Source organism: Leptospira kmetyi serovar Malaysia str. Bejo-Iso9 (assembly GCF_000243735.2).
GTDB classification, from domain to species: Bacteria; Spirochaetota; Leptospiria; order Leptospirales; family Leptospiraceae; genus Leptospira; species Leptospira kmetyi.
This window is the reverse complement of sequence record NZ_AHMP02000003.1, coordinates 1,747,638-1,769,604: the sequence shown is the minus strand read 5'-3', so window position 1 is coordinate 1,769,604 and position 21,967 is coordinate 1,747,638. Positions and strand designations below refer to the sequence as shown.

Genomic DNA, 21,967 nt, shown 5'->3' with positions numbered 1-21,967 from the left:
ATTCTTAGAAAGAAGGTCCGCGGAGTTTAAAAAGGAGGGGAAAATTTTTACCGAATCGAGGGAGGATTCGGTATGGAGCTTGTCGGGATCGAACCGACGACCTTCTGAATGCAAATCAGATGCTCTCCCAGCTGAGCTAAAGCCCCTTGTCGTTACCGGATGGGCCTGATGTGATTTGAACACATGACCCCACGCTTATCAAGCGTGTGCTCTAACCAGCTGAGCTACAGGCCCGGTAAGAGACATGTTTTTAACTAAGATCCCAAATGCAACAGTTTTTTACTAAAAAAACGTTCTCGGGTTTGAAATTAAAAACCTTCTCTGCGATAGACTCGTATTTGATGATCCAAAAAATCCGAGATCACCAAGTAGCGGTTATCGGGGGAAACGTCGAGCCCGGTGGGTTGGTTTCCCGCCTCCCAGAATTCTTTAACGGTGTCGGTCGCGGTGTCGATCACGTAAACTCTTCCGAGCACCAATCCTTTTTTGAGATAACCTTCGGTGGGATTGTTCGGACCTCTGCAGGAAACGTAGAGATATTTTCCGTCGGGAGACAACGCGATCGTATTCGGTTTATCGAATACGGGAATCGTCTTTTGAACTTTCTTTTCTTTGAGATCGTAGACTTCGATTTTACTGCAACACATATCGGAAACGTAGATTTTATTTTCCGTGTTTCCGGGAACGATATGACGTTTGTTTCCGGGAGGACCGATCGTATCGATCAGCTTTTCCTTTTCCATAGAATAGATTCCGAGTCTTCCTCCTCCGGATTCCTGATTGCTTGCGGAGAATTGAGCGATATACAAATCCTTTCCGTCCTTGGAAAGAAGAAGTCCTCTCGGTAAACCGATCTTATCCGTTTTGCGGACTTCGGTTTTCGTTTTTCTGTCGATCACGGAAATGTCTTCGCTGATCCAGTTCGAACAATAAACGAGATCCCGGATCGGATCATAGAGAAGAATCTTGGACCATTTTCCGGTAAGATCCACAGTCGCTTTATATTCGAGAGTTTTTAAATCGAAGACGTGAACCGCGTTGGCCTGCATCTGACTCACCCAGAGTTCGTTGTGTTCCGGGATCGCGATCGTTTCCACAAAGCCGAGTTTCTTTTTGTATTTTTCGGGAGGAGCGAGTCGAACCGTTACGCCCGTGCTTATATCGAGAACGTCCATTCCTTCGTCTTCCAAAAGAGGAATCGCAAGTCTTGTGTTGTCTATAAAGCGGACGCTTTTGGGTTGCATTCCCGTTTTGAGTCTCGAAACAAAACGATGCGTTACGCCCTCTTTGTCCAAAGCGATCAACTTTTCGTTCAATTCTTCCGTGGACTTTGCTCGATAGGAGGAATTTTGAAAACCGGGAGAGGAGAATTTCAGTTCGATTCCTTTGCCGTCCTTATAAACGGGAGCGTCCACTTCGACCAAGGCGATATTCTTATCCGTTTCCAAAACTTTAAAGGGAAGAATCTCTTCTCCCGATTTGATTACGGTTCCTTTATACGGTTGAATGCTGAACTTAACGATCGCGCTTCCGCTTTTCTCGCGGTTTGCGGGCGAGGAGATCAGGGAAGAATTCCCGCTTTCGCAACAGACTAAAAACAAAAAGATCGGAATCAAAAACGCGGCGTTCGGTTTGAGAAAATTCTTTTTAAGATTCGAGTTCAAGGGAGACTCCTAAGTTGATGGGTTCTTTTTCGGTTGTGTTTGGTTTCCGAGGATCAGATTGACCCAGTGAAACGGACGTATTAGAAAATGATAAATTGCGAATGTGATTCCGAAAACCAAAAGGAGATGCAGAGAGAATTTCGCCGCGAGACTCAAGGAAGTGTGAACCACGAAGTAGCCGACCAAAAGGGAAACGGGATGATGGACGAGGTAGATCGGCAAACTCGCCGTTCTCATATATTCGGTTTGATCGTTTTTGAAATCGCAGAACTTCTGAAAAAGTCCGATCAAAAGACGGATCATCAACCAACCCGTAGCGCATTTGGCGAGAATGTGAAGGATTCTTCTCCAGTTTCCCGTATAACCGAAGTAAGACCAGAACGGATCGATCCTGCTGATTTCGTAAAACGCCGCAAAGGCGACTAACGCGAGAGGGGCCCAGATCCAAAATCGATCCGATTGCGGTTCCAAAAGAAGATTCTCCTTTGAGATCAAAAGACTTCCGCAAAGAAAAAACGTGTAGTTATATACGAAGTTCACGGGTTCGATCGCGAACCAGGAATCGTCCTTCATAAAGTAGAAGTTGATCAGACATGTTCCGACAAAGCTGATCGATGTGAAAACGAGGATCGTTTTCCATTCCTGCGCGAATCCTTTTTGCGAAGGGTCCTTTTTTAAAAGCACGGTCAAAGGAAGCGTGACTCCCCGTATGAGGATATGCAACACGGTGAAAAGAATCAGGAAGTATAAAAACCAGAGATGCGACGGACGTATATTCCCATTTAAGAATATTCTAAAATAGAAATCGAGATACGACATTTTTTCCCCGGATTGAAGGATCGAAATGTAGGATTGCATCGGCGCAAAAAGAAGAATCCCGATCACGGTGGGAATGAAGATCCGAAAGATTCTCATCCTCAAAAAATCCTTCAGGGCCTTGGCGCGGAAAATCGCCTCGGTGAAATAACCCGAAAGAAAAAAGAATAAGGGCATTCTGAATATATGAACCCATTCTCCGAACACGTCGAAGAACTCCGATCGTTCCTCGTTTCGGAGAGGATATTTAATTTCAGCGGCGTAAACGATCGCCACGTGAAATACGAGTCCGAGTAAGAGAGCGAATGAACGAAGGTTGTCTAAGTAAAAAAGTCTCTTTCGGTTTTTTGTCAAGGTCGGCTTAGTAAGGCTCAAGCATCCACCGTATATTTGAAAAGCGACTCCCGGATGATTAAGGTCGAAGGATCCTCTTTTCTCTGTTCCACCATTTTATCTTTTACTAATAGACTGATCGAACTCACCAAGTCTTGGTGTTCCAACCCGACCCTAAGGATCGCCCACTTGATAAAATGACTGAGATGAATCCGGTAATTGTTTCCGTCTTTTTGTCCGTTCGTTTGTGAAAAACTGATCAAGGCGGAAGTCACTAAATTCTTTTTGTCGGCTTTTAAAAGCGATGCGATCGTCTTATTGGTTTCCCGAAGTCTGGAAGAAAGAATTTTTACGATCTTCATGGAGAATCCGGGATTCGTTTGGATGAGATTGAAAAAGGCGCCTTCGTTGATTGCGATAAGCGAAACATCCGTTCTTGCTACGGCTCGCGCGCTTCGAGGCGTCTTATCGATCAGTGCCATTTCGCCGAACATATCGCCCTCTTTTAATTCTACGAGGAGTTTATAGGCTTCCTTTACTTTTTTGTGAATTCCGACTTTTCCCCGGACGATGAGATACATCACTTCCGCTTCCTGATTTTCTTCGAAGATGATATCGGATTCTTTGAACTCAACGCCCAGCCTGTGGACCATGGATTCGGTTATTTTCATAGTTCTTAACGGACCTTAATTATAATTTCGCAATCAACTTTGTCGCTTTTTAGAATTTGAATTCTTTCAGAGAGGTCTGCACCAGCTTGGAAGGCTTCGGAACCGGAATCAACTAAAATCCTGGACCGATTTCGCTTAGGCGATTTATAGAAAGCGAAAGTGGAGAAGGGTGTAGTTCCGACTTTTTCGAAACGGCTTTCTCGAAATGGACGAGGCTTCATTCTCCGTAAAGAATGGAAATTGCTGTTGACTCTTACCCCGTCTCCCATAATTTTTTGGGGTCTTAGAACTTAAACGGAGGTTGCATGAACCGGAATCGGATTCTTGCCGTTGTTTTTATTCTTATTTTATTCGGGATCGTATTTTATATCGTTAAACCTTCTCCGATCGATCCTCTTGTATATCTTCCGCCGGAACCTCCTGCGATGGAGGGAGTTTACGCGCCCAATACATTCTTATCCGAAGCGGAACTGATCGGATTAGGAAAATTGCAAGGCCCCGAAGATATGGAAGTGGACGATCTTGGAAACGTCTTCGCTTCCTGCGAGAATGGAAAGGTGATTCATATTTCTCCCGAAGGAAACGTGAAAGCGCACGCCGCCACAACGGGTAGGCCGCTCGGAAGTAAGTTGCTTCCCGACGGACGTTTGATCGTCGCCGACGCGGACAAGGGACTTTTACAAATCGGGACCAAGGGAGAAGTGAAGGTTCTCACAACCGAAGCCGAAGGAATTCCGTTTCGATTTACGGACGACCTCGACGTGGCCAAGGACGGAACCGTTTATTTTTCGGACGCATCGGACAAATACGGAAGCCAAGAATATCTTTACGATCTGATGGAGGCTCGTCCGCGAGGCCGTCTTTTGAAATACGATCCTTCCACGGGTAAGACGACCGTATTGTTAAAAGAATTATACTTTGCTAATGGAGTTGCGCTTTCCAAAAACGAGGATTTTGTTTTGGTCAACGAAACCTATCGTTATCGAATCAGAAGATATTGGCTCAAAGGACCGAAGGCGGGGGAGAATGATTTTTTCATCGATAATCTTCCCGGTTTTCCGGATAACATTTCCGCGGACGGAAATGGAACCTTTTATCTCGCTCTTTTTACGGTGAGAAATTCTTTGATGGACAACGTTCTTCATCCTCGTCCCGCATTGAAGTCCTTTATCGCGAAACTTCCGAAGTTTCTTTGGCCCAAGGCTCAGCCTTACGGTTTTGTTTTGCTTTTGGACGAGAATGGAACCCCGCTCCGCAGTTTTCAGGAACCTACCGGAAAACATCTGAAAGCGATCACGTCCGTGAAGTATAAGAACGGATTTTTGTATTTGGGAAGTCTTCACAACGATCGGATCGGAAAGTTTAAGTTCGATCCCTCCTCGTTGAACGCGGGAACATTAGAAAACTCTAAACCGATCGAATGAAAAAGAAGAAGAAATTCCCTTTCGAAACCGAAGCGACGCTTCAGCTTATGTCCGCGATCTCCGATCCGGTAAAGCTGAAGATCGCGAAAATTCTTTCCTGTCATCGGGAGGTGAAGGCGGGCGATATCGCGAAAGAATTCGACATATCGAGAACCACGATCTCGCATCATCTCAATAAGATGAAACTTCTGAACCTCGTTTCGTCCCGAAAAGAAGGAAAGGAAATCTATTACTCGGTGGACAAAAGCCTGATTGTGGACACTCTAAAAGAGGTTGTAAAATTTTTGGAATCCTAAAGGATTCGTAATATGTCGATGAGTGTGAACATATCGATATATAGAATCGCACGTTTGTCTTTTAAGGAGTTGGAGAATGGATTTTACGATACCTAAGGAAGTCGAAGAGATCAAAAAGAAAATTCGGGATTTTGTCGAGACTTACGCGATTCCCGCCGAGGTTCATTACGATTACGATCACGGGAGAATGCCCGAAAAAATCACCGAAGAACTCAGAAAAAAAGTCAAGGAACTCGGTCTTTGGACTCCGCATCTTCCTAAGTCCGAAGGTGGTCTCGGTTTGGACATGGTCGGAACCGCGATCATCTTTTCCGAACTCGGACGTTCTCCGATCGCTCCTTATCTTTGCAACTGCGACGCGCCCGACGAAGGCAATATGCATCTTCTTCACATAGCGGCCAACGATGAACAAAAGAAAAAATACTATTATCCTCTTGTGGAAGGAAAGATTCGTTCCGCATTCGCGATGACCGAACCTCCGCCGGGCGCGGGAGCCGATCCGCAAACGTTGACGACCAATGCGGTGAAAGACGGAACCGATTATATCATCAACGGGCACAAGTGGTATTGCACAGGCGCGAACGGCGCGGGTTTTCTCATCGTGATGTCCAAGGTCGCGGATTCTTTTCGAAGAACCACGATGTTTCTCGTTCCGACCGACGCTCCGGGTTATACGATGGTGCGTGAAATCGGGGTGATGGGTTCGCACGGACCGGGCGGTCACTGCGAATTAAAATTCGAAAACGTTCGCGTTCCCGAATCCGCAATTTTAGGAAGAGTGGGAGAAGGTTTTAAATGGTCTCAGGAACGTCTGGGCCCGGCTCGTCTAACACACTGTATGCGATGGATCGGTCTCGCAAGAAGATCGATGGAAATCGCGAGAGAATACGCGATCAAACGGGAAGTTTTCGGCCAAAGAATCGCGGATCATCAGGGAATTCAATGGATGTTTGCGGAATCCGCTCTCGAAATCGAATCGGGTTATATGCTTACCTTAAAGGCGGCTCACACTTTGAGATCGGGAGAAGACGCAAGACAAATCATCTCGATGGCCAAGTGGCAGGTTTCGGAAACTCTTTGTAAGGTGATCGATCGCGCGATTCAGATCTGCGGATCGCACGGTTACGGAAGGGATATGAAACTCGAACTCTTTTACAGGGACGCGAGAGCCGCGAGAATTGCGGACGGACCGAGCGAGGTTCACAAGATGGTGATCGGAAGAAATCTGGTCAGCGGCAAAAGCGATTTTTAATATTAGAATTAAAGCATATTATGAACGACACCGAATTAAAAAACGTTCTGGAAGGTTATCTTTCCGGAAGATTGAAGGGAAAAACGGAGATCCATTCCATGGTTTCTCTGAGCGGCGGAGCTTGTCAGGAAAATTTTTCCGCGCAGGTCCAGGTATTGGACGGACCCGAAAAGGGTTCGTATGACACCGTGTTTCGAACGGACAAGGGCGCGGCCTTACTCGCTTCCTTAAGCAGGGAAGACGAGTTCGGCGTTTGCGATCTTGCGTATAAGGCGGGCGTAAACACTCCCCGTCCTTTTTGGTTGGAGACGGATCGAGGCGTTACCGGAAGTCCGTTCTATTTTATGCAGAAAATTTCCGGAAAGGCTACGGGGAGATACGTCGTTAAGGATCCTTCGCTTAACAAAATGCGTAAGTCGCTTACGACGGATCTTGCGGAAAATCTCGCCAAACTTCATTCCGTAAAACCTTCGGATTGTAAGGATGAAAAACTCCGCAAAACTCTTTGGATGGGTCAGGACCCGAACGACAAGATCGTCGCGACCGGATCGATCCGTTCTCTTCGATTGGAGTTGGACAGAATGACGGAAGCTTATCCCGCTATGGAGATGATTCTCAACTGGCTCGAGAAAAAAGCGAAACCTTCGGACGATGTCGTATTAATACACGGAGATTTTAGAACCGGAAACTTTATGGTAACCCCGGACGGTCTTCAGGGAATCGTGGACTGGGAGTTTGCGCATTGGGGAGATCGTCACGAAGATCTTACCTGGCTTTGTATGCGCGACTGGAGATTCGGAAAACTCAACAAAGAAGCGGGCGGCTTTGCGGATCGTACGGAATTTTACGAAGCTTATGAAAAGGCTTCCGGCGTAACTCTGGATCCCGCGATGGTCACGTATTGGGAAGTGATGGGAAATCTCCGTTGGGCGATCGGATGTATCGGTCAGGCGGAAAGACATCTTTCGGGAAAGGATAAGGGAATCGAACTCGCAGCGATCGGAAGAAGAGCGTGCGAAATGGAATACGAAGCGATGAGGATCATAGAAAATGCAGGATAAACCGACGTCCACGGACTTACTCGAAGCGATTCAGGATTTTCTAATGAAGGAAGTTCTTCCCCAATTCAAGGACAAGGATCTTTTATCCTATAAAACATTAGTAAGTTGGAATATGCTCGGGGTCGTATCGAGGGAAATCCGTTCCGGCGAGGAATTGCTGGATAAGGAACTAACGCGTCTCGTTCGATTGTTGAAGAAGAATTCTTCCCTGCCGTCCACGTTAAACGAAAAGAAAAATCTCGCACACGGCTGGAATGTGGAACTTCGGGATAAGATCCGTAAGGAAAAACTTTCCATCGAAGACGTCGAAACCTGGAATCACGTAAAGGAAACCGTTCGGGAAAAGGTGGAAGTTACCAATCCTAGATTCACCACGGAAAGTTAGTCGCTCATGTCGGTCATTCATCTGATCCGTCACGGTCAGGCAAATTCTCAAGGCGAAAACTACGACCTTCTTACTCCGCACGGAAAGAAACAGGCTTACGAACTCGGAAAATTCATGGCGCGTAACGGAGACGTTCCCGATCGAATCGTTACGGGAACTCTTCGCAGACATTTGGAAACCGCCGATTCTTTTCTGGAAGGCGCGATTTCCGTGATCGGACCACGCGATCAGTTTCAATCCGATTCTTTTATAAATCGAGACGCGGGTTGGAACGAATTCTCTCCCGAACTTTGGAGCTCCTATTCCAAACTTCTCGCTTCGAGAAAACCGGAGTTCGCAAAAACTCTTTCCCAATTTTCAAAAGTGAGACTCAAAGGCGGGATCCGTTCCGCCGCGGTGTTCTTTAAACTTACGGAAGAGATTCTCCGATTTTGGAGAGAAGGAACCGAAACTCCCGAAGGAATCGAAACGTATAAAAACTTCGAAACAAGAGTATTCCATTCTTCTAATGTATGGTTCTCTCCTGCGGATCAGGAAAGAACTTTTATCTTTACTTCGGGAACTCCGATTTCTCTCGTACTCCATCGTTTATTACGTCAGGACGAGGACAACTTTTCCTGGATGCCTTGGATCTGGAACACTTCCTTAAGTACCTTTCGGTGGGTTAGAGGTAAATATCTTCCCGTTTCGATCAACGGCGCGCCGCATCTTCCCGATAAATCCGATAGAACGCTGTTTTAAAACGAATTCCGAAGAATATTTACGTAAGATTCCGTTTTTGAGAGTCTTATAACGAGAAAAGAGATCGACGGTGCGACCGCTTAACGTCTATACTGTCCGTCGTTCACGAGCGATTGATGACAAGTTTAAAAAGTCATTCTCGATCCTCTTCCCTAACCAAAATCGGGTTATGGATTTTCTGGATCAGTACGATCTTGGTATTCGTATCCTTCTTCGCAAATTATCATTACGAAGAAAGAAACGTGGACAGACTTATAGACAACGTTCACTGGACGATTTCGTATCTCTGCGCGGCGATTCTCGCTTGGCTCGGTTATTTCGCGGTCGAAGGTGGAATCCACCGTTTCCGACTTTGGTTCGCACTCGGTCTTACCGCAAACGCGCTCGGTCAACTTTCTTGGGCGATTCAGGTTTATCTCGACTACTACGTGACTCCCACTCCGAGCGATTATCTTTTCCCCTGGGTCGCTCCTAGTTTCGTCATCGGATACTCTATTATAGTTATTGAATGTGATCGAACGAGAATCCGCGCCGCGGTTCTCGACGCTTTGGGTCTTGTCACCGCCATTCTTACCTTTTCACTCGCGTTGTATCTTCCGCAAAGGGAAGGCGTGGGAATTCCGCAACTTCTTCCTTTGATCAATCATCCGGTTTCGTTTTTGACCGCGTCCGCTTTGGGAATTCTTCTCATACCTCTTTTGAGATTACAACCGGATATGTCTTGGCTTACGTTCATTCTCGGAATGGGAGGAACCGGACTTTGTTGGTTGTTGTGGAACGCTTTTTTTATCGTGGAGATTCCTCCGGACGGAACGATTCTCAACGCCGGTTTTTCCGTCGCGGCTTTGATCTTGGGTTACGGAGCTTTGACCTGGGTTCCGAAATTCAACGATCATCCCGTTTGGGGAAGAAGGTTCGAGGCCGCTCTTCGTTTATTACCTTTGTTTGAAATCGTTGCGAGTTCGATTACGATCGTTCTTGCGGGAACTCTCGCCGGTTTACCGGAAGGGGTTCGAATCGTTGCGTGGACGGGAACCACGATCGTAGTCGTGATCGCAAGCGTGAGACAAACCTTTCTCGTAAAAGAGATGACCGACGCGGAACAAAAGGTCCGTTTAATCAACGAGGGACTCGAAGGAATCGTCACCAAAAGAACGGAAGAATTAAGAACCGTAAATCAATACCTCGTCGCCAAAAACGAACAAGTCGTTCGAGCGATCGAAGATCTAAGAAGCGCGCAAAAACAACTCATACGATCCGAAAAAATGGCGGTGCTCGGACAACTCGTCGCGGGGATCGCGCACGAACTCAACACTCCGTTAGGCGCCATCGTGTCTTCGAACGAAGGAATCCGATCCGTGTTGTCCAATTCCTGGGAAACCCTTTTGAGAAATTATTCCAAGTTCAGCGAAGAGGAAAAAACGATTTGGGAAAAACTTTTTTCCAAAGGAATTTCACAAAGGGAATTTTACGATACGAAAGAGGAGAGGGCAAAGAGAAAAAGAATCGCCGGTTTGTTAAACGAACTCGGAATTCCGGAAGTGTTGCGTCTCGCAGATATTCTCACGGATCTCGGATTGGATTCCGACGAGGTTTCCGAAATTTTTAAGAACGTCTCGCATAAGGATAAATTCTTAACCATCGCACAAAACGCTTTTTCCTTATCTGGGATCGCGCGCGCGAGTTTTACGATCGAAAAGGCCGCCGAAAAAGCTTCGCTCGTGATCCAAGCTCTCAAAGAATACACGTATAAGGATCGAACCGGGACCACGATGGGTTCGGTCGACGTTCGTAAACAATTGGAAACGGTTCTCACGTTGTATTATTCCAAATATAAAAACCAAGTCGAGATCGTTCGCGATATGCCCGATACGGCCGAGGTTTGGGGAAACACGGAAGCGCTCACTCAGGTATGGACGAATCTGATCGGCAACGCGTTGTATGCGATGAGTTATAAGGGAAGAATGTCGATCTCTTGTAAAAAAAGACCGACCGGCTGGGAGATCGCGATCGAAGACAGCGGAACCGGAATCGAAGACACGATTCGGGATCGGATCTTCGAACCTTTCTTCACCACAAAACCTTCTGGAGCGGGAACCGGATTGGGATTGGATATATGCAGAAGAATCATAGAGGATCACAACGGAAGAATCTTCTTCGAAACTTCGGAAAAGGGGACGACCTTCTACGTGATTCTTCCCTTCTCGGAACCGATCTCCGAACGTCAATCGGAGAATCAGGTTCCATAAGAATATTAGAAAATTCTACTTTCCTAACATAGCTTGGGCTTTCTTTTTGATTTCCTCGGCGTCGGCCTTGTGATCCACCTTGTTCGGAATGTTCATTCCTTTGGCGAACGCGGGACGTTTGGAAAGTTCCTCTTCCCATCGTTTTAAGTTGGGAAACTCATCCAAAGAAACTTCCACGTAGTCGTGAACGTTCACCCAAGGCCAGGTCGCGATGTCCGCGATGGATAATTCTTTTCCGCCTAAGAATTTACTTTCGGCGAGCCTTCTATCCAAAACGGAATACAATCGTTTTGTTTCGTTTTGATAACGAGCGATCGCGAACGGAATTTTTTCGGGAGCGTACTTCAAAAACACTCCGGCTTGGCCCTGCATCGGACCGACCCCGCCCATTTGAAACATAAGCCATTGAAGAACGATACTTTTTTCCTTCACGTCTTTCGGTAAAAGTTTGCCGGTTTTTTCGGCGAGATAAATCAGAATCGCGCCCGATTCGAAAACGGCAAAGTCGTCGTTGTCCTTGTCGATGATTGCGGGAATTCTTCCGTTCGGATTGATTTTTAAAAACCAATCTTGTTTTTGTTCCAGTTTACCGAGATCGATCGGATGAACCGTATAAGGAATTCCTAATTCTTCCAGCATGATGGAAACTTTTCTTCCGTTGGGAGTGGAAGCCGAATATAACTCGATCAATTTTTTTTCTCCTAAACGCCGACCTAAGGAAAGCGTTTAGCCAAAAGGCAGCGGAGCGTCGCCGTTGGCTCCAACGAAATTGGATTTCAAGGTTCCCTCAAAGATTGAAAGACCTGCTTTCAAAACCTTGCCTATCTCCAACGAAGTCGGGTCAGATACCGCAGCCAAATGGCTATTGAAACTTAGACCTATATACCACGAGACCGCGAATTAAAAAGTAAGAATTCTTTCCTGGATAGAATTTTTTACCCCATCCTTTTTCCTCGTTCCGAAAGATAAAACAGGGAAGGAATATAAATCAAAGTAACGAGAAGTTCCAAACTCAGCCCGCCCACGATGACGGTCGCGAGAGGTCTTTGTACGTCCGAACCGATTCCGCTTGCAATCGTCGCGGGTATCAACCCCAAAAGCGCGAGAAGAATGGTCATGATTCTCGGTCTGAGTTGGATCACGGCAGCTTCGAGCACGGAAGTTTTCAGGTCCTTGTTGTTGCCCCGCTTTTCAATCATATGCAATAATCTTGATATAAAAAGAACCCCGGTCATCGTGGAAATTCCGAAAAGGGAAATAAAGCCCACACCCGCCGAAACGGAAAAGTTCATTCCCCTTAAAAGCAGGGCCAACAACCCGCCGCTGATCGAAATCGGAATGCCGGACATCGCCAATAAAACCATACGAGGACTGCGGAACATCGTGTAGAGTATTATAAAAATTGCAAGTAAGGTTAACGGGATCACAAAACGCAGACGCAAAACGGCTCTGTGAAGATTTTCGAACTGACCTCCCCAATGGATGTCGATTCCTTCGGGGATCTTGATCTTTTCCGCGACCTTGTCCTTTGCCTCCGCGACAAAACTTCCTTGGTCTCTTCCTCGAACGTTGGTCCTCACGGAGATTTGTCTTTTGCCGTCCTGTCTTTGGATGATCGTGGGACCGTCCTTGAATTCGATCTTCGCGATTTCCGCAAGAGGAATTCTCGCGCCTCCGGGTCCGGTGACGAGTAACGTGTGCACCGAGTCGATCGAAGAACGATAGTCGTTCGTATATCGTACGATGATTTCGAACCGTCTCGAACCGTCGTAAAGAATTCCCACACCTTTGCCTCCGATCGCGGCTTCCATCGTATCCAAAATTTCGGAAGCGTTGATTCCGTAACGAGCGGCTTGTTTGCGATCGACTTCGATCGTAAGTTGGGCCTGATCTCCTTCCTGTTCGATTCCCGATTCGGTCGCGCCGGGAATTTCGGAAACGACGGAAAGAATTTCTTTCCCTAAGTTTCTCAGAGAGTTCAAGTCCTCTCCGTTGATGAGAATCGCGAGATCCGAAACGCTTCCCGTAACCGACTCGGTGACGTTGTCCAAAATCGGTTGTGAAAAAAGAAAACTCACGCCCGGAAGAGTTTCCTGAAGATCCTTTTTGATCTTATGAAGAAGTTCAGCTTTGGAAATATTTTCTTTCCAAGTCGAATAATCTTTTAAACCGATCAGAATTTCCAAACGGTTCGGACCGTAAGGATCGGTTCCTTCGTCGTTTCTACCGAGTTGGGTCAAAACGGAAGCCACTTGTTCGTGTTTTAGAATGGAACTTCTGAGAATCGGAACGTATTTTTCCGAAGTTCTCAAAGAGACGCCGACCGGAAGAAAACAACGGATGTTGATCGAACCCTCGTCCAGTTCGGGAAGAAACTCGGTTCCCAATTTAAAATACGAAAAACCTCCGATTCCGAAAACGAGAATCAAAGCGAAGGCCGCAACCCGTTTCGGGTTCGCCAACCGTTCGGTCAGAAACCTCGAGTAAAAATCCCGAATACGAAGAAAGATCGGATTCTGCCGTTCCAAAGAATCGTTTCCCTTACTTTCCAATTTCGTTCGATAAAGATAAGTCATCAAAACCGGAATCAAAGTCAATGCGATGAGCATACTTCCCAAGATCGCATACGCGAGAGTGAACGCCATAGGCGAGAATAGCTTTCCTTCGATTCTCTGAAAGGTGAAGATCGGCAAATATGCAAGAATAATAATGGAGATGGAAAAGAAAATTTCCGTTCCGACCTCTTTCGTGGAATCGATCGTAAGGGTTTCGATTTCGCGGAACGAAAGGCCGGAATTCTTTTTTTCCTTCGCTTCCTTGTATCTTCGCGAGATATTATCCACGATCACGACCGCGCCGTCTACGATGATCCCGAAGTCGATCGCACCCAAGGAAAGAAGATTGGCCGGTATGTTGGTGATCTTCATCATGGAAAACGCGAACAAAAGAGAAAGAGGAATCGTACAAGCGACGACTAACGCGGATCTTACGCTTCCTATAAAAAAGATCAGAACGAGAACTACTATGCTCACACCTTCGAAAAGGGTTCTGGAAATCGTTCTTACCGTATAGTTGACGAGATCGCTTCGGTCATACGTCGTTGTTAAGCGAATTCCTTCGGGTAGATAATTTCGGTTGATCTCTTCGATCTTCGTTTTGACCCGCGCGACTACTTCGGACGGATTTTCTCCCCTTCGCATCGCGATCAAACCCTGAACCCCGGATTCCCTCAGTTTGATTTTGGAGGAGTCCGCGTCTCGGATCGCGTAACTGAAAACTCCGTCGGGCCGTTTCGGATATTCTTCCACGGAAGCGAGATTACCGATATAAATCGGAGTTCCGCCCGAAGACGCGACCACCGTGTTTCGAATGTCCTCCGCGTTCTGAATCGCACCTAACCCGCGTACGGCGAAACTCTGATCCCCTCTCGTAAGAGTATGACCTCCCGTATTTCTGTTGTTCGAAGAAACGGCTTCGATGACGTCCTGCAAAGAAAGATTATAACGATAGATCCGATTCGGGGAAGTGATGATATGATATTGTTTGACAAGACCTCCGAAATTGATCACGTCGGCCACACCGCCTACTTGGCGTAAGGCGGGAACGACGACCCAATCCTGAAGCGTTCTTAAATCCATGCCGGTCCATTCTTCCCCGGCCTCGATCGTATAACGAAAGACTTCACCCACGGGACCCGTAAGAGGAGCCAGAGAAAGATCGGCTTCCGGCGGAAGATCAGCGTCCCTGATTTTTTCCAAGACGAGTTGTCTCGCCGTAAAATCGCTGACCCCGTCTTCGAAGATCATCTGTAAAACGCTCAATCCGAAAATCGTCTTCGATCTTCTCGTTAAAACGTAAGGAACCGTGTTGAGTTCTCGTTCCAAAGGAAGGGTCACCTGTCTTTCGACTTCGAGCGCTGCCTTGCCCGGAAGTAAGGCGATGACCGTAACCTGCGTGTCCCCCACGTCGGGATACGCTTCCTTTTTCAACGTGGTCCAAGACCAGATTCCTACCGCAAGAACGCCTAACGCGAGTAAGACGGTCGGAATTCTTTTGGTAAGGGAGAATTCTATAATTCTATCGATCATCGTTTAAAACCCGAAACTGATTCCTTTGAGGAGAATGGCGCCGTCGATCACGATTTCGTCGCCTTCGGACAAACCGTCCTTGACGATCGTCCTTTCGTCGCCGGAAGAACCGAGCACGACCTGTCTTCTTCGGAATGAATATTCGTCTTCCTTTAGAAAAACGTAATGTTTTTCGTCCACGGTAACGATTGCGTGGTTCGGGATCGCAAGGACCGAGGAGCGCGGATCTCCGAAGTCCACTCTCGCAAACATGCCGGGAAGAATTCTTTCCTTCGTGTTTTTTAACGTTACGCGCACTTTGACGGCTCTTAAGACGGGATCGATCACTTCGCCCACGGCCTCCGCTTTACCAAGAAATATCTTTCCCGGAAAAGACGAGAATTGAATCTTCACTTCTTCTCCATTCTCCACTTCGCTGAGTTGGGATTCCGGAACGTCGCAGATGATCCAATACGAAGAACCGGAAACGGAATCGAGTTCCTTCGGATTAAAACCGATCGTTCTCAATTTGGATTCGGCTTCCGCGGATTCCGCCTTTGCAACCGTGAAGTTCGATTCCGCTTCGGTCACGTCCCTTCTCGTCGCGGCTTGGTTGACATACATGTCCTTGATTCTCGCCAAGTCCTTATACGCTTTCGAAGCGACTGCGCGCGTGCGTTTGTATTCGGAATAAAGATGAGTCGTTTCTCCCGAATCGAAAAGGATCAATTTTTCTCCGGAGTTCACGGATGTATTGATGCTTGCGATCACTCTTGCGGAAGCGATCACGGAGAATGCGGCGTTTCCTTTTCCAATTTTTTGATAAACGAGTCGCGCAAGTCCCGGATGATCTTTTGGAAATTCGATTCTCGCTCCGCTTTCGGTGACGCGAGGACTTCTCGCCTTTTCCAACTTCCAGTGTTCCTGCGCCTTTCTGGAAGCGTTCCAGTTTTGAAGAAAGACCGCGAGCGTAAGAAGGAGAATCGAACCGGCCAAAACGATTTTAGGTCTTCTTTGATAAAACGAAACGAACGAAGAGAATCCATTCTTAAAAATCATTTACCGATCTCCAACACGGTACTTCCTAACGTGTAGTTTACCGATTCCATTGTTTCCACCCGGTCCGATTGAAGACGGATCATTTTTAAAAAGCTGTCGCTGTAAGCCTCGAAAAAATCCGCAAATTCCAAAATCGTTAAATACTTCTTTCTATAATTTTCAACCATTAAACCCGCCAAATTCTGATAATCCTTCGTAAAGGAATCCTTATATTCCGAAAGAAGTCTTTCCTTCTCTTTCGCTTTTCCCACCGCCGAAAGAACTTCCGCTCTGATCTTGATTCTTTTTTCCTCGTATTTCGTTTTTTTCGCCGCGAGAATCAATTCAGATTCTCTAATATTCCCTTGATTGCGGTCGAAGGTCGGAATCGCCATGGAAACCGTTACCCCGTAGTAGTTGTTGATATAGTTCCCCGCGCGGTCCCAACTTCCTCCCAGTTTTAAATCGGGAATTGCAAGGGATCGTTGCAACGCGAGATTCGTTTGTTCGGCTTTGATTCCGAATTCCAACGCCTTTAGATCCGGTCTTTTATCGAATGCGATCGAAAGAAGTTCTTGGCCGCTTTTGGAAAGAATGGGATTTCTTTTTTCTTCGGGTTCGATCGTTTCGATTTCGAATACTACGTCCGCGTATTCGGGTTCGTTGAGTAACAATTTTAGAATATTCTCTTTTTCTATAATACCGCTTACGATTTCGGAACGATCCGTTTCCAAACGGAAAAGAATGGATTTGAGACGAAGCACCTCGGAAAGAAGAATGTCCCGATTTTTATAAACCGCTTCCGAACTTTGAATCGTCTTCCGGATCGATCGGATGTTCTCGTCGAAAAATTCCAAGGACTTCTTGAGATAAAAAAGTTTATAAAAGGTGACCCTGAGTTCCAATTTGAGAGTTCGTAAAAGATCGTAGAAGTCCTGTTCTCCCGTGTTCGCGTTCCACTGCGCGAGTCGAATTCGTTTATCACGTTTCCCTGCTAATACGAAGAGCTGTTCGATTTGAATCTGGGTCTGACCGTTTTTGGTAGTGTCCAGATATTGTCCCGTGTTTTGGTTGTATGCGTTCTGATCCACGGAAACAACCGGGTTGTCCCAGAGACGGGTTTGGATGATTTCCGCTTTCGAGGCTTCCACTTCGAGACGTTTTGCCAAAAGCGAAAGATTGTTTCGTAGAAAAGTTTCTTCCGCTTTTTTCAGATCGATTCTCACTTTAACGGAAGAATTGGATTCCTCCTTCGGAACGGAAAGAGGATCGCCGAACAAAGCCAAGGGACTTTCTCTCCCTTGGGAAAAAGTATCGAACGTAAAAAAGAATAACATAATAAACTGAAGAATACGAATAAAAACGACGCGTTGTGTCGATGCGCACATAATCGGCTCCGAAATAACTTTTTGAAAGAGAGCAGATTCTATCAAAAAAGAAGAAGTCTGCGAGTCATAAATTTCAGGAAATCGGAGGCGGAAGATTGATTAGAAAATGTGAAAGTCTGAAGTCGGAACCGATCGCGAGGATAAGATCCGCGGACTCGGTTTTAAATTCGGATCGAACCGGAAGCGATTCTGTTTTTGCGGTTTCGGATTCTACCGTATCCTCAAGCCAAAAAGGGGAGGTTTCGTTTTCTTCTCCTTCGAAAGAACGGGAAGGAAGTTTGCTTTTTCCGGCTTGAACCGCTCTGAGTTTCGAGGAAACGCCAGAGTATTCCGCGTTTTCGGAATCGGTAAACGTAAACGAGAATAGATATAAAAAGAAAACCGGCAATAAGAATCGCGCGCAATAGCGTGTCCATCCGGTTCGTTTCATACGGAACGATTTGAATAAAAGGTTCTATTTTGAAAAGAACTTTGCGGTTCGTTTCGATCCGAAAGTCGGAAAGACGCGTAGTCTTTGGAAAGGATAATGAGTTGATGTCTTACTAACGTAAAAAAGCGTGGAGTTATGGCTTGGATCTATCTCATCATCGCTTCCGCATTCGAGATCGGATTTACGACTTGTCTGAAGTTGTCCGATAACTTTTCTAAACCGACATGGACCGGAGGCTTTTTGGTTTCCGCCGTGCTCAGTTTGGTTTTTTTGAATAAGGCGATTCAAACGATTCCTATGGGAACCGGTTACGCGATCTGGACGGGCTTAGGCGCGGTGGGAACCGTTCTTGTGGGAATTTTTTTTCACGGAGAACCGATCGATTTTTGGAGAGGATTTTTTCTTTCCACTTTGATTTTGTCAGTTTTAGGTCTTAAGTTCCTGGTTTCCGAATAAAAGCGATCGTTATGCGCGTCGCGATTGTAGATAGAGGACGCGCGCTTTTTATTATTTTAGTAAATTCAAATATTCTAATTAACAAATATTCTACTTTTAGGACGCGGATCGAGTGTTTTGTCCGCGTTTTTGTTTTCAGGCTTCCGTTTTGATTCCTTCTTTGCGAATCTGAATCGATCATAGGATCGAGGTTCCATTCTTTCTTTTTGGAAACAATTTTTTAACCGATCGAATTAATGAGAACGTTTTAGGAGAATAAGTCTTAGTGTATAGTCCGTTTCAATAAGAATCGTTTGTAAAAAAAGCCTTGTTTCATAATCCGTTCATATAGAGGGAAAATGATTTTCGTTCTCTTTAGAACGATTTTAATCCTATCTAATCCGAACGGTTTATCGTCGTGGTTCAGGAGTTATGTTGGAAATGCTGGAGAAGACAGAAACGAATCGATCGGAAATGGACAAAGTAAAACGAGAATATTTATACAGACAAATCACCAAACAATTCCCAAACGGAGGAGTGGCCGTTTTCGATCGCAATCTTCGTTACATCATCTTCGAAGGACGAGGTCTTACTCTCGTGGAACTTACATCTGAGTTCGTTCAGGGAAAAACGATGCGGGAAGTTTTTCCGAAAGACATCTGCGATTTGAGCGAACCCTTATACCACGCGGCTTTGGAAGGAAGATCGACTACGATCGAAATTCCTTATATGGGAAGAATTTTCAAACTCGAACACGCGCCGATCGAAAGTGAAAACGGAGAAATCGATTACGGACTCGTGATGGCGCAGGATATCACCGCGCGTAAAAAAGCGGAAGACGCTTTGAAGGATTCCGAGTTGGATCTACGAGCTCTTTTTTCCGCGATGACCGATATCATTCTCGTTATGGATTCCACCGGAAGATATTTAAAGATCGCTCCCACAAAAGCGAAATTCTTAACCGCTTCCCCCAAAGAACTGCTCGGCAATCGAGTACGCGATTTTTTCGCTTCGGATAAAGCCGATCTCGCCGAGAATACGATCCGCAAAACCTTACAAACGGGTAAAACGCAAAACATTGAATACGATTTGGAGATTCACGGAGAAACTCTTTGGTTCGAAGCGAGCGTTTCGTATCGTTCCGAAAATACGGTCTACTGGGTTGCAAGAAACATAACGCAGTTTAAACAGATCGAAAACGCGGAGAAAAAAAGTCAGAAACATCTCCGAGACATCATAGACGGTCTTCTTCCGAACATGTTCGTAGGTTTGATTCAACCCGACGGAGTTTTGATCGAAGTCAACAAAGCGCCTTTGACCGCGGCCAAACTTAGATTCGAAGACGTACTCGGAAAACCTTTCGATCAAACGTATTGGTGGTCCTTCTCCGATCGAAGCAGGGAACTTCTGAGAGAATCCATACGAAGAGCTTGTATGGGAGAAACTCTTCGATACGATACGGAGATTCGAGTCGCTGAGGAAGAAATTATCGTGATCGACTTCGCGCTCAAACCCATGAGGGACGAATCCGGAGTCATTAAATTCTTGATCGCGTCCGGAACGGTGATCACGGATCGAAAAAAAGCGGAAGCCGCGCTTCAAGAATCCCAGCAAAAATACAAGGAACTCGTCGAGAATATCAACGACGTCATCTTTTCGGCGAATGTGCTCTGTAACGTGACGTATATCAGTCCGATCATTCAATCTCTTACTGGATATTCTTCCGAAACGATCACCGGAAGCGGTTTTAAGGATTTGATTCTCGAAGAGGATCGGGAGTTTTCCAGAAGACTGATCTCGTCCGCGCTTTCCGGAAGCAGGGACATGTGCGAATGTAGAATGAAACTCAAAGACGGAGGTTCCGTTTGGGTTCAAATCTCCGTCCGACCAATATTCAGAGACGGTACCATTGTAGGATTTGCGGGTGTGATTATGGACATCACAAAACGCAGACAACTCGAACAAAGATTGCTCCGAGGTCAAAAGCTGGAAAGTTTGGGAACTCTCGCCGGAGGAATCGCGCACGACTTCAACAATCTTTTGGGAATCATGTCCTGTCATCTTTCCATTCTTCAGGACGAGGGTTCGGATATTTTAAAACACTTCAAAAGCAGGGAAGCCATTTCTAAAACGATCCAAAGAGGCGCGGACTTGGTTGGACAACTTCTTACGATCGCAAGAAAGGGAGACATGACCCTCGAGCCGGTGCATTTGAATTCCGTAATATTCGAAGTTGTGAATCTGATGGACGAAACCTTTCCGAAGCTGATCGAAGTCGATCTGACGATGAACTGCGATCTTCCGCAAGTGTTGGCCGATCATTCTCAGATTCATCAAGTGCTTTTGAATCTTTGCGTGAACGCAAGAGACGCGATGGAACCGGGCGGAGGAAAGATCATCATCGGAACCAAAACCGTCAAAGGCGAGGATATACGAGGAAGACACGAAAAAGCGGAAGCTCCGCTTTATTTGGAACTGAGCGTAAGCGACACCGGAATCGGAATGGATTCTTTTACCAAAGCGAGAATTTTCGAACCCTTCTTTACGACGAAAGAATCCGGAAGAGGAACCGGACTCGGACTTGCGACAACATACGGAATCGTCGAAAGACATCGAGGTTTTATCGAAGTCGATACCGCTCTTGGAAAGGGAACCACGTTTAAGATCTTTCTTCCCGCGCAGACTCATTCTTATGAAACCGTCGTCAAAGAAACGAAGCAAGAAATCGTAAACGGAACTTCCAGACGCGGTTCCGGAAATATTCTTCTCGTGGAAGACGAGGACATGTTAAGGGAAGTTTTGACTTCCATTCTCGAGCAGGAAGGATATAACGTTACGGTCGCGGGGAACGGATTGGACGCGGTCGAAATTTATAGAGCTCAATGGAATCGAATCGATCTCGTTCTTTCCGACGTGGGACTTCCCGGAATCGAAGGGGATCGAATGTATTACGAGATGAAACGGATCAATCCGGAGGTTCGCGCGATTCTTGCGAGCGGTTTTATAGAACCGAGTAAAAAATCGGAGTTATTAAAGGCCGGAGTTCTGGATATATTACAAAAACCTTATTTAACTGTGGAGATTCTCAACAGAATCAAAACGATGATTCATCCCGGAACTTGGAGCGTTTGATAAGAATTCGAAAAAAACCGGGCGCACGTTCGACTTGTTTACCCGGTTGTAAGCGTTCCAAGAAACCGAATTTTTCTTTCTTAACGATTGGCAACGTCGAAAGAAGAAGTATCTTCGTAAAAGTTATATTCTAAAATTTTACCGTCCTTAACGACACACTTCAAAGCCCAATCGCTTTCGTATGTTTTTCCGGTGGATTTCAATTCGTGTTTGAAACGTCCGTTGGCAAACACCACTTCCTTTTTTCCGATCACGTTCTCGACCACGAATTCCTTCGTGTTGAAGATTTTTCCCAGGTTGGAAACGAATTCTTCCGCGCCTTTTTTACCGAAATACGATCCGTAGAGTTCTCCGGATTTTCTGGAGGACTTGCGGACCGCCGTGATGGTCGCGTTTTCGTGAAAACTTCCGATCACACCGGAAAGATCTCCTTTTCCGAAAGCGGAAAAGAAACCGTTCACCACGTCGACGGGAGCGTTCGATTTTTTTTCGGCGCTCAGGGCGAAGGCAAAGAGGCCGGAAAGGATCAGTGTCGATATCGCTATACGCATTGTGATTCTCCTTGAATTAATTACGATACTGGTA

The 21,967-nt window shown here is 46.1% G+C and carries 18 protein-coding genes and 2 tRNA genes; 9 read left to right on the top strand and 11 right to left on the bottom strand.

Annotated features, from left to right (window positions below; genetic code table 11):
• Positions 1-73: 73 nt before the first annotated feature.
• From LEP1GSC052_RS10685 to LEP1GSC052_RS10665, 5 genes are all read right to left on the bottom strand, one after another.
• Positions 74-146: transfer RNA gene (locus LEP1GSC052_RS10685), tRNA-Ala, on the bottom strand.
• 14 nt (positions 147-160) lie between these two features.
• Positions 161-234 (bottom strand) — tRNA-Ile (locus tag LEP1GSC052_RS10680).
• A 74-nt stretch (positions 235-308) separates the two neighbouring features.
• A complete protein-coding gene (locus LEP1GSC052_RS10675) occupies positions 309-1,664 on the bottom strand; it encodes a YncE family protein (protein ID WP_010575790.1) in 1,356 nt (451 codons plus the stop codon).
• A 9-nt stretch (positions 1,665-1,673) separates the two neighbouring features.
• Complete coding sequence (locus LEP1GSC052_RS10670) at positions 1,674-2,855, bottom strand: acyltransferase family protein (protein ID WP_040912957.1); 1,182 nt, start codon at positions 2,853-2,855, stop codon at positions 1,674-1,676.
• Positions 2,852-3,466, bottom strand: a complete 615-nt coding sequence (locus LEP1GSC052_RS10665; protein WP_010575788.1) for a Crp/Fnr family transcriptional regulator — start codon at positions 3,464-3,466, stop codon at positions 2,852-2,854. Before LEP1GSC052_RS10665 ends, LEP1GSC052_RS10670 begins: the two co-directional genes overlap by 4 nt.
• Before the next feature lie 323 nt (positions 3,467-3,789).
• Here LEP1GSC052_RS10665 and LEP1GSC052_RS10655 point away from each other — a divergent pair, with 323 nt between their 5' ends.
• The 7 genes from LEP1GSC052_RS10655 (at position 3,790) to LEP1GSC052_RS10625 (ending at position 10,892) form a co-directional block, all read left to right on the top strand.
• Positions 3,790-4,908 carry an SMP-30/gluconolactonase/LRE family protein gene (locus tag LEP1GSC052_RS10655; RefSeq protein WP_010575787.1) on the top strand — a complete coding sequence of 373 codons (1,119 nt, stop codon included), beginning with the start codon at positions 3,790-3,792 and terminating at the stop codon, positions 4,906-4,908.
• Positions 4,905-5,204 carry an ArsR/SmtB family transcription factor gene (locus LEP1GSC052_RS10650; protein WP_010575786.1) on the top strand — a complete coding sequence of 100 codons (300 nt, stop codon included), beginning with the start codon at positions 4,905-4,907 and terminating at the stop codon, positions 5,202-5,204. The genes LEP1GSC052_RS10655 and LEP1GSC052_RS10650 overlap by 4 nt, the downstream gene beginning before the upstream one ends.
• Before the next feature lie 76 nt (positions 5,205-5,280).
• Positions 5,281-6,456 carry an acyl-CoA dehydrogenase family protein gene (locus LEP1GSC052_RS10645; RefSeq protein WP_010575785.1) on the top strand — a complete coding sequence of 392 codons (1,176 nt, stop codon included), beginning with the start codon at positions 5,281-5,283 and terminating at the stop codon, positions 6,454-6,456.
• A 20-nt stretch (positions 6,457-6,476) separates the two neighbouring features.
• The gene (locus tag LEP1GSC052_RS10640; protein WP_010575784.1) at positions 6,477-7,517 is read left to right on the top strand and encodes a phosphotransferase family protein; all 1,041 of its coding nucleotides are present in this window, start codon (positions 6,477-6,479) and stop codon (positions 7,515-7,517) included.
• Positions 7,507-7,902 carry a DUF6285 domain-containing protein gene (locus LEP1GSC052_RS10635; RefSeq protein ID WP_010575783.1) on the top strand — a complete coding sequence of 132 codons (396 nt, stop codon included), beginning with the start codon at positions 7,507-7,509 and terminating at the stop codon, positions 7,900-7,902. Before LEP1GSC052_RS10640 ends, LEP1GSC052_RS10635 begins: the two co-directional genes overlap by 11 nt.
• A gap of 6 nt (positions 7,903-7,908) precedes the next feature.
• Positions 7,909-8,643 (top strand): histidine phosphatase family protein, encoded by a 735-nt coding sequence (locus tag LEP1GSC052_RS10630; RefSeq protein WP_010575782.1) that lies wholly within the window; start codon positions 7,909-7,911, stop codon positions 8,641-8,643.
• Positions 8,644-8,759: 116 nt separating this feature from the next.
• A complete protein-coding gene (locus LEP1GSC052_RS10625; RefSeq protein ID WP_010575781.1) occupies positions 8,760-10,892 on the top strand; it encodes an ATP-binding protein in 2,133 nt (710 codons plus the stop codon).
• Between the two features lie 15 nt (positions 10,893-10,907).
• Here LEP1GSC052_RS10625 and LEP1GSC052_RS10620 read toward each other — a convergent pair whose 3' ends face one another.
• The 5 genes from LEP1GSC052_RS10620 to LEP1GSC052_RS10600 all read right to left on the bottom strand — a co-directional run bounded on the left by LEP1GSC052_RS10620 (position 10,908) and on the right by LEP1GSC052_RS10600 (position 17,815).
• Entirely contained in the window at positions 10,908-11,582 is a 675-nt protein-coding gene (locus tag LEP1GSC052_RS10620; protein ID WP_010575780.1) for a glutathione S-transferase family protein, read from the bottom strand.
• 245 nt (positions 11,583-11,827) lie between these two features.
• Positions 11,828-14,980, bottom strand: coding sequence for an efflux RND transporter permease subunit (locus LEP1GSC052_RS10615; protein WP_020986039.1), 3,153 nt, complete (start codon positions 14,978-14,980; stop codon positions 11,828-11,830).
• A 3-nt stretch (positions 14,981-14,983) separates the two neighbouring features.
• On the bottom strand, positions 14,984-16,018 hold the full coding sequence (locus LEP1GSC052_RS10610) for an efflux RND transporter periplasmic adaptor subunit (protein ID WP_010575779.1): 1,035 nt from the start codon (positions 16,016-16,018) through the stop codon (positions 14,984-14,986).
• On the bottom strand, positions 16,015-17,385 hold the full coding sequence (locus tag LEP1GSC052_RS10605; RefSeq protein ID WP_010575778.1) for a TolC family protein: 1,371 nt from the start codon (positions 17,383-17,385) through the stop codon (positions 16,015-16,017). Before LEP1GSC052_RS10605 ends, LEP1GSC052_RS10610 begins: the two co-directional genes overlap by 4 nt.
• 73 nt (positions 17,386-17,458) lie before the next feature.
• Entirely contained in the window at positions 17,459-17,815 is a 357-nt protein-coding gene (locus LEP1GSC052_RS10600) for a hypothetical protein (protein ID WP_125184822.1), read from the bottom strand.
• 135 nt (positions 17,816-17,950) lie between these two features.
• Between LEP1GSC052_RS10600 and LEP1GSC052_RS10595 the strand changes: the two genes are divergently transcribed.
• Positions 17,951-18,271, top strand: a complete 321-nt coding sequence (locus LEP1GSC052_RS10595) for a DMT family transporter (protein ID WP_010575776.1) — start codon at positions 17,951-17,953, stop codon at positions 18,269-18,271.
• Between the two features lie 420 nt (positions 18,272-18,691).
• On the top strand, positions 18,692-21,382 hold the full coding sequence (locus LEP1GSC052_RS20705) for a PAS domain-containing hybrid sensor histidine kinase/response regulator (protein WP_020986179.1): 2,691 nt from the start codon (positions 18,692-18,694) through the stop codon (positions 21,380-21,382).
• An 80-nt stretch (positions 21,383-21,462) separates the two neighbouring features.
• Here the strand turns inward: LEP1GSC052_RS20705 and LEP1GSC052_RS10585 are convergent, their stop codons facing one another.
• Positions 21,463-21,933 carry a nuclear transport factor 2 family protein gene (locus LEP1GSC052_RS10585; RefSeq protein WP_010575774.1) on the bottom strand — a complete coding sequence of 157 codons (471 nt, stop codon included), beginning with the start codon at positions 21,931-21,933 and terminating at the stop codon, positions 21,463-21,465.
• Positions 21,934-21,967 lie beyond the last annotated feature (34 nt).

Bases quoted from the DNA above. Each gene is read 5' to 3' on its own strand.
- LEP1GSC052_RS10665 (WP_010575788.1), bottom strand. From the start codon at position 3,466: ATGGTCCACAGGCTGGGCGTTGAGTTCAAAGAATCCGATATCATCTTC.
- LEP1GSC052_RS10600 (WP_125184822.1), bottom strand. From the start codon at position 17,815: ATGAAACGAACCGGATGGACACGCTATTGCGCGCGATTCTTATTGCCG.
- LEP1GSC052_RS10645 (WP_010575785.1), top strand. From the start codon at position 5,281: ATGGATTTTACGATACCTAAGGAAGTCGAAGAGATCAAAAAGAAAATT.
- LEP1GSC052_RS10615 (WP_020986039.1), bottom strand. From the start codon at position 14,980: ATGATCGATAGAATTATAGAATTCTCCCTTACCAAAAGAATTCCGACC.
- LEP1GSC052_RS10640 (WP_010575784.1), top strand. From the start codon at position 6,477: ATGAACGACACCGAATTAAAAAACGTTCTGGAAGGTTATCTTTCCGGA.
- LEP1GSC052_RS20705 (WP_020986179.1), top strand. From the start codon at position 18,692: ATGCTGGAGAAGACAGAAACGAATCGATCGGAAATGGACAAAGTAAAA.
- LEP1GSC052_RS10610 (WP_010575779.1), bottom strand. From the start codon at position 16,018: ATGATTTTTAAGAATGGATTCTCTTCGTTCGTTTCGTTTTATCAAAGA.
- LEP1GSC052_RS10585 (WP_010575774.1), bottom strand. From the start codon at position 21,933: ATGCGTATAGCGATATCGACACTGATCCTTTCCGGCCTCTTTGCCTTC.
- LEP1GSC052_RS10605 (WP_010575778.1), bottom strand. From the start codon at position 17,385: ATGTGCGCATCGACACAACGCGTCGTTTTTATTCGTATTCTTCAGTTT.
- LEP1GSC052_RS10650 (WP_010575786.1), top strand. From the start codon at position 4,905: ATGAAAAAGAAGAAGAAATTCCCTTTCGAAACCGAAGCGACGCTTCAG.
- LEP1GSC052_RS10630 (WP_010575782.1), top strand. From the start codon at position 7,909: ATGTCGGTCATTCATCTGATCCGTCACGGTCAGGCAAATTCTCAAGGC.
- LEP1GSC052_RS10625 (WP_010575781.1), top strand. From the start codon at position 8,760: ATGACAAGTTTAAAAAGTCATTCTCGATCCTCTTCCCTAACCAAAATC.
- LEP1GSC052_RS10595 (WP_010575776.1), top strand. From the start codon at position 17,951: ATGGCTTGGATCTATCTCATCATCGCTTCCGCATTCGAGATCGGATTT.
- LEP1GSC052_RS10635 (WP_010575783.1), top strand. From the start codon at position 7,507: ATGCAGGATAAACCGACGTCCACGGACTTACTCGAAGCGATTCAGGAT.
- LEP1GSC052_RS10655 (WP_010575787.1), top strand. From the start codon at position 3,790: ATGAACCGGAATCGGATTCTTGCCGTTGTTTTTATTCTTATTTTATTC.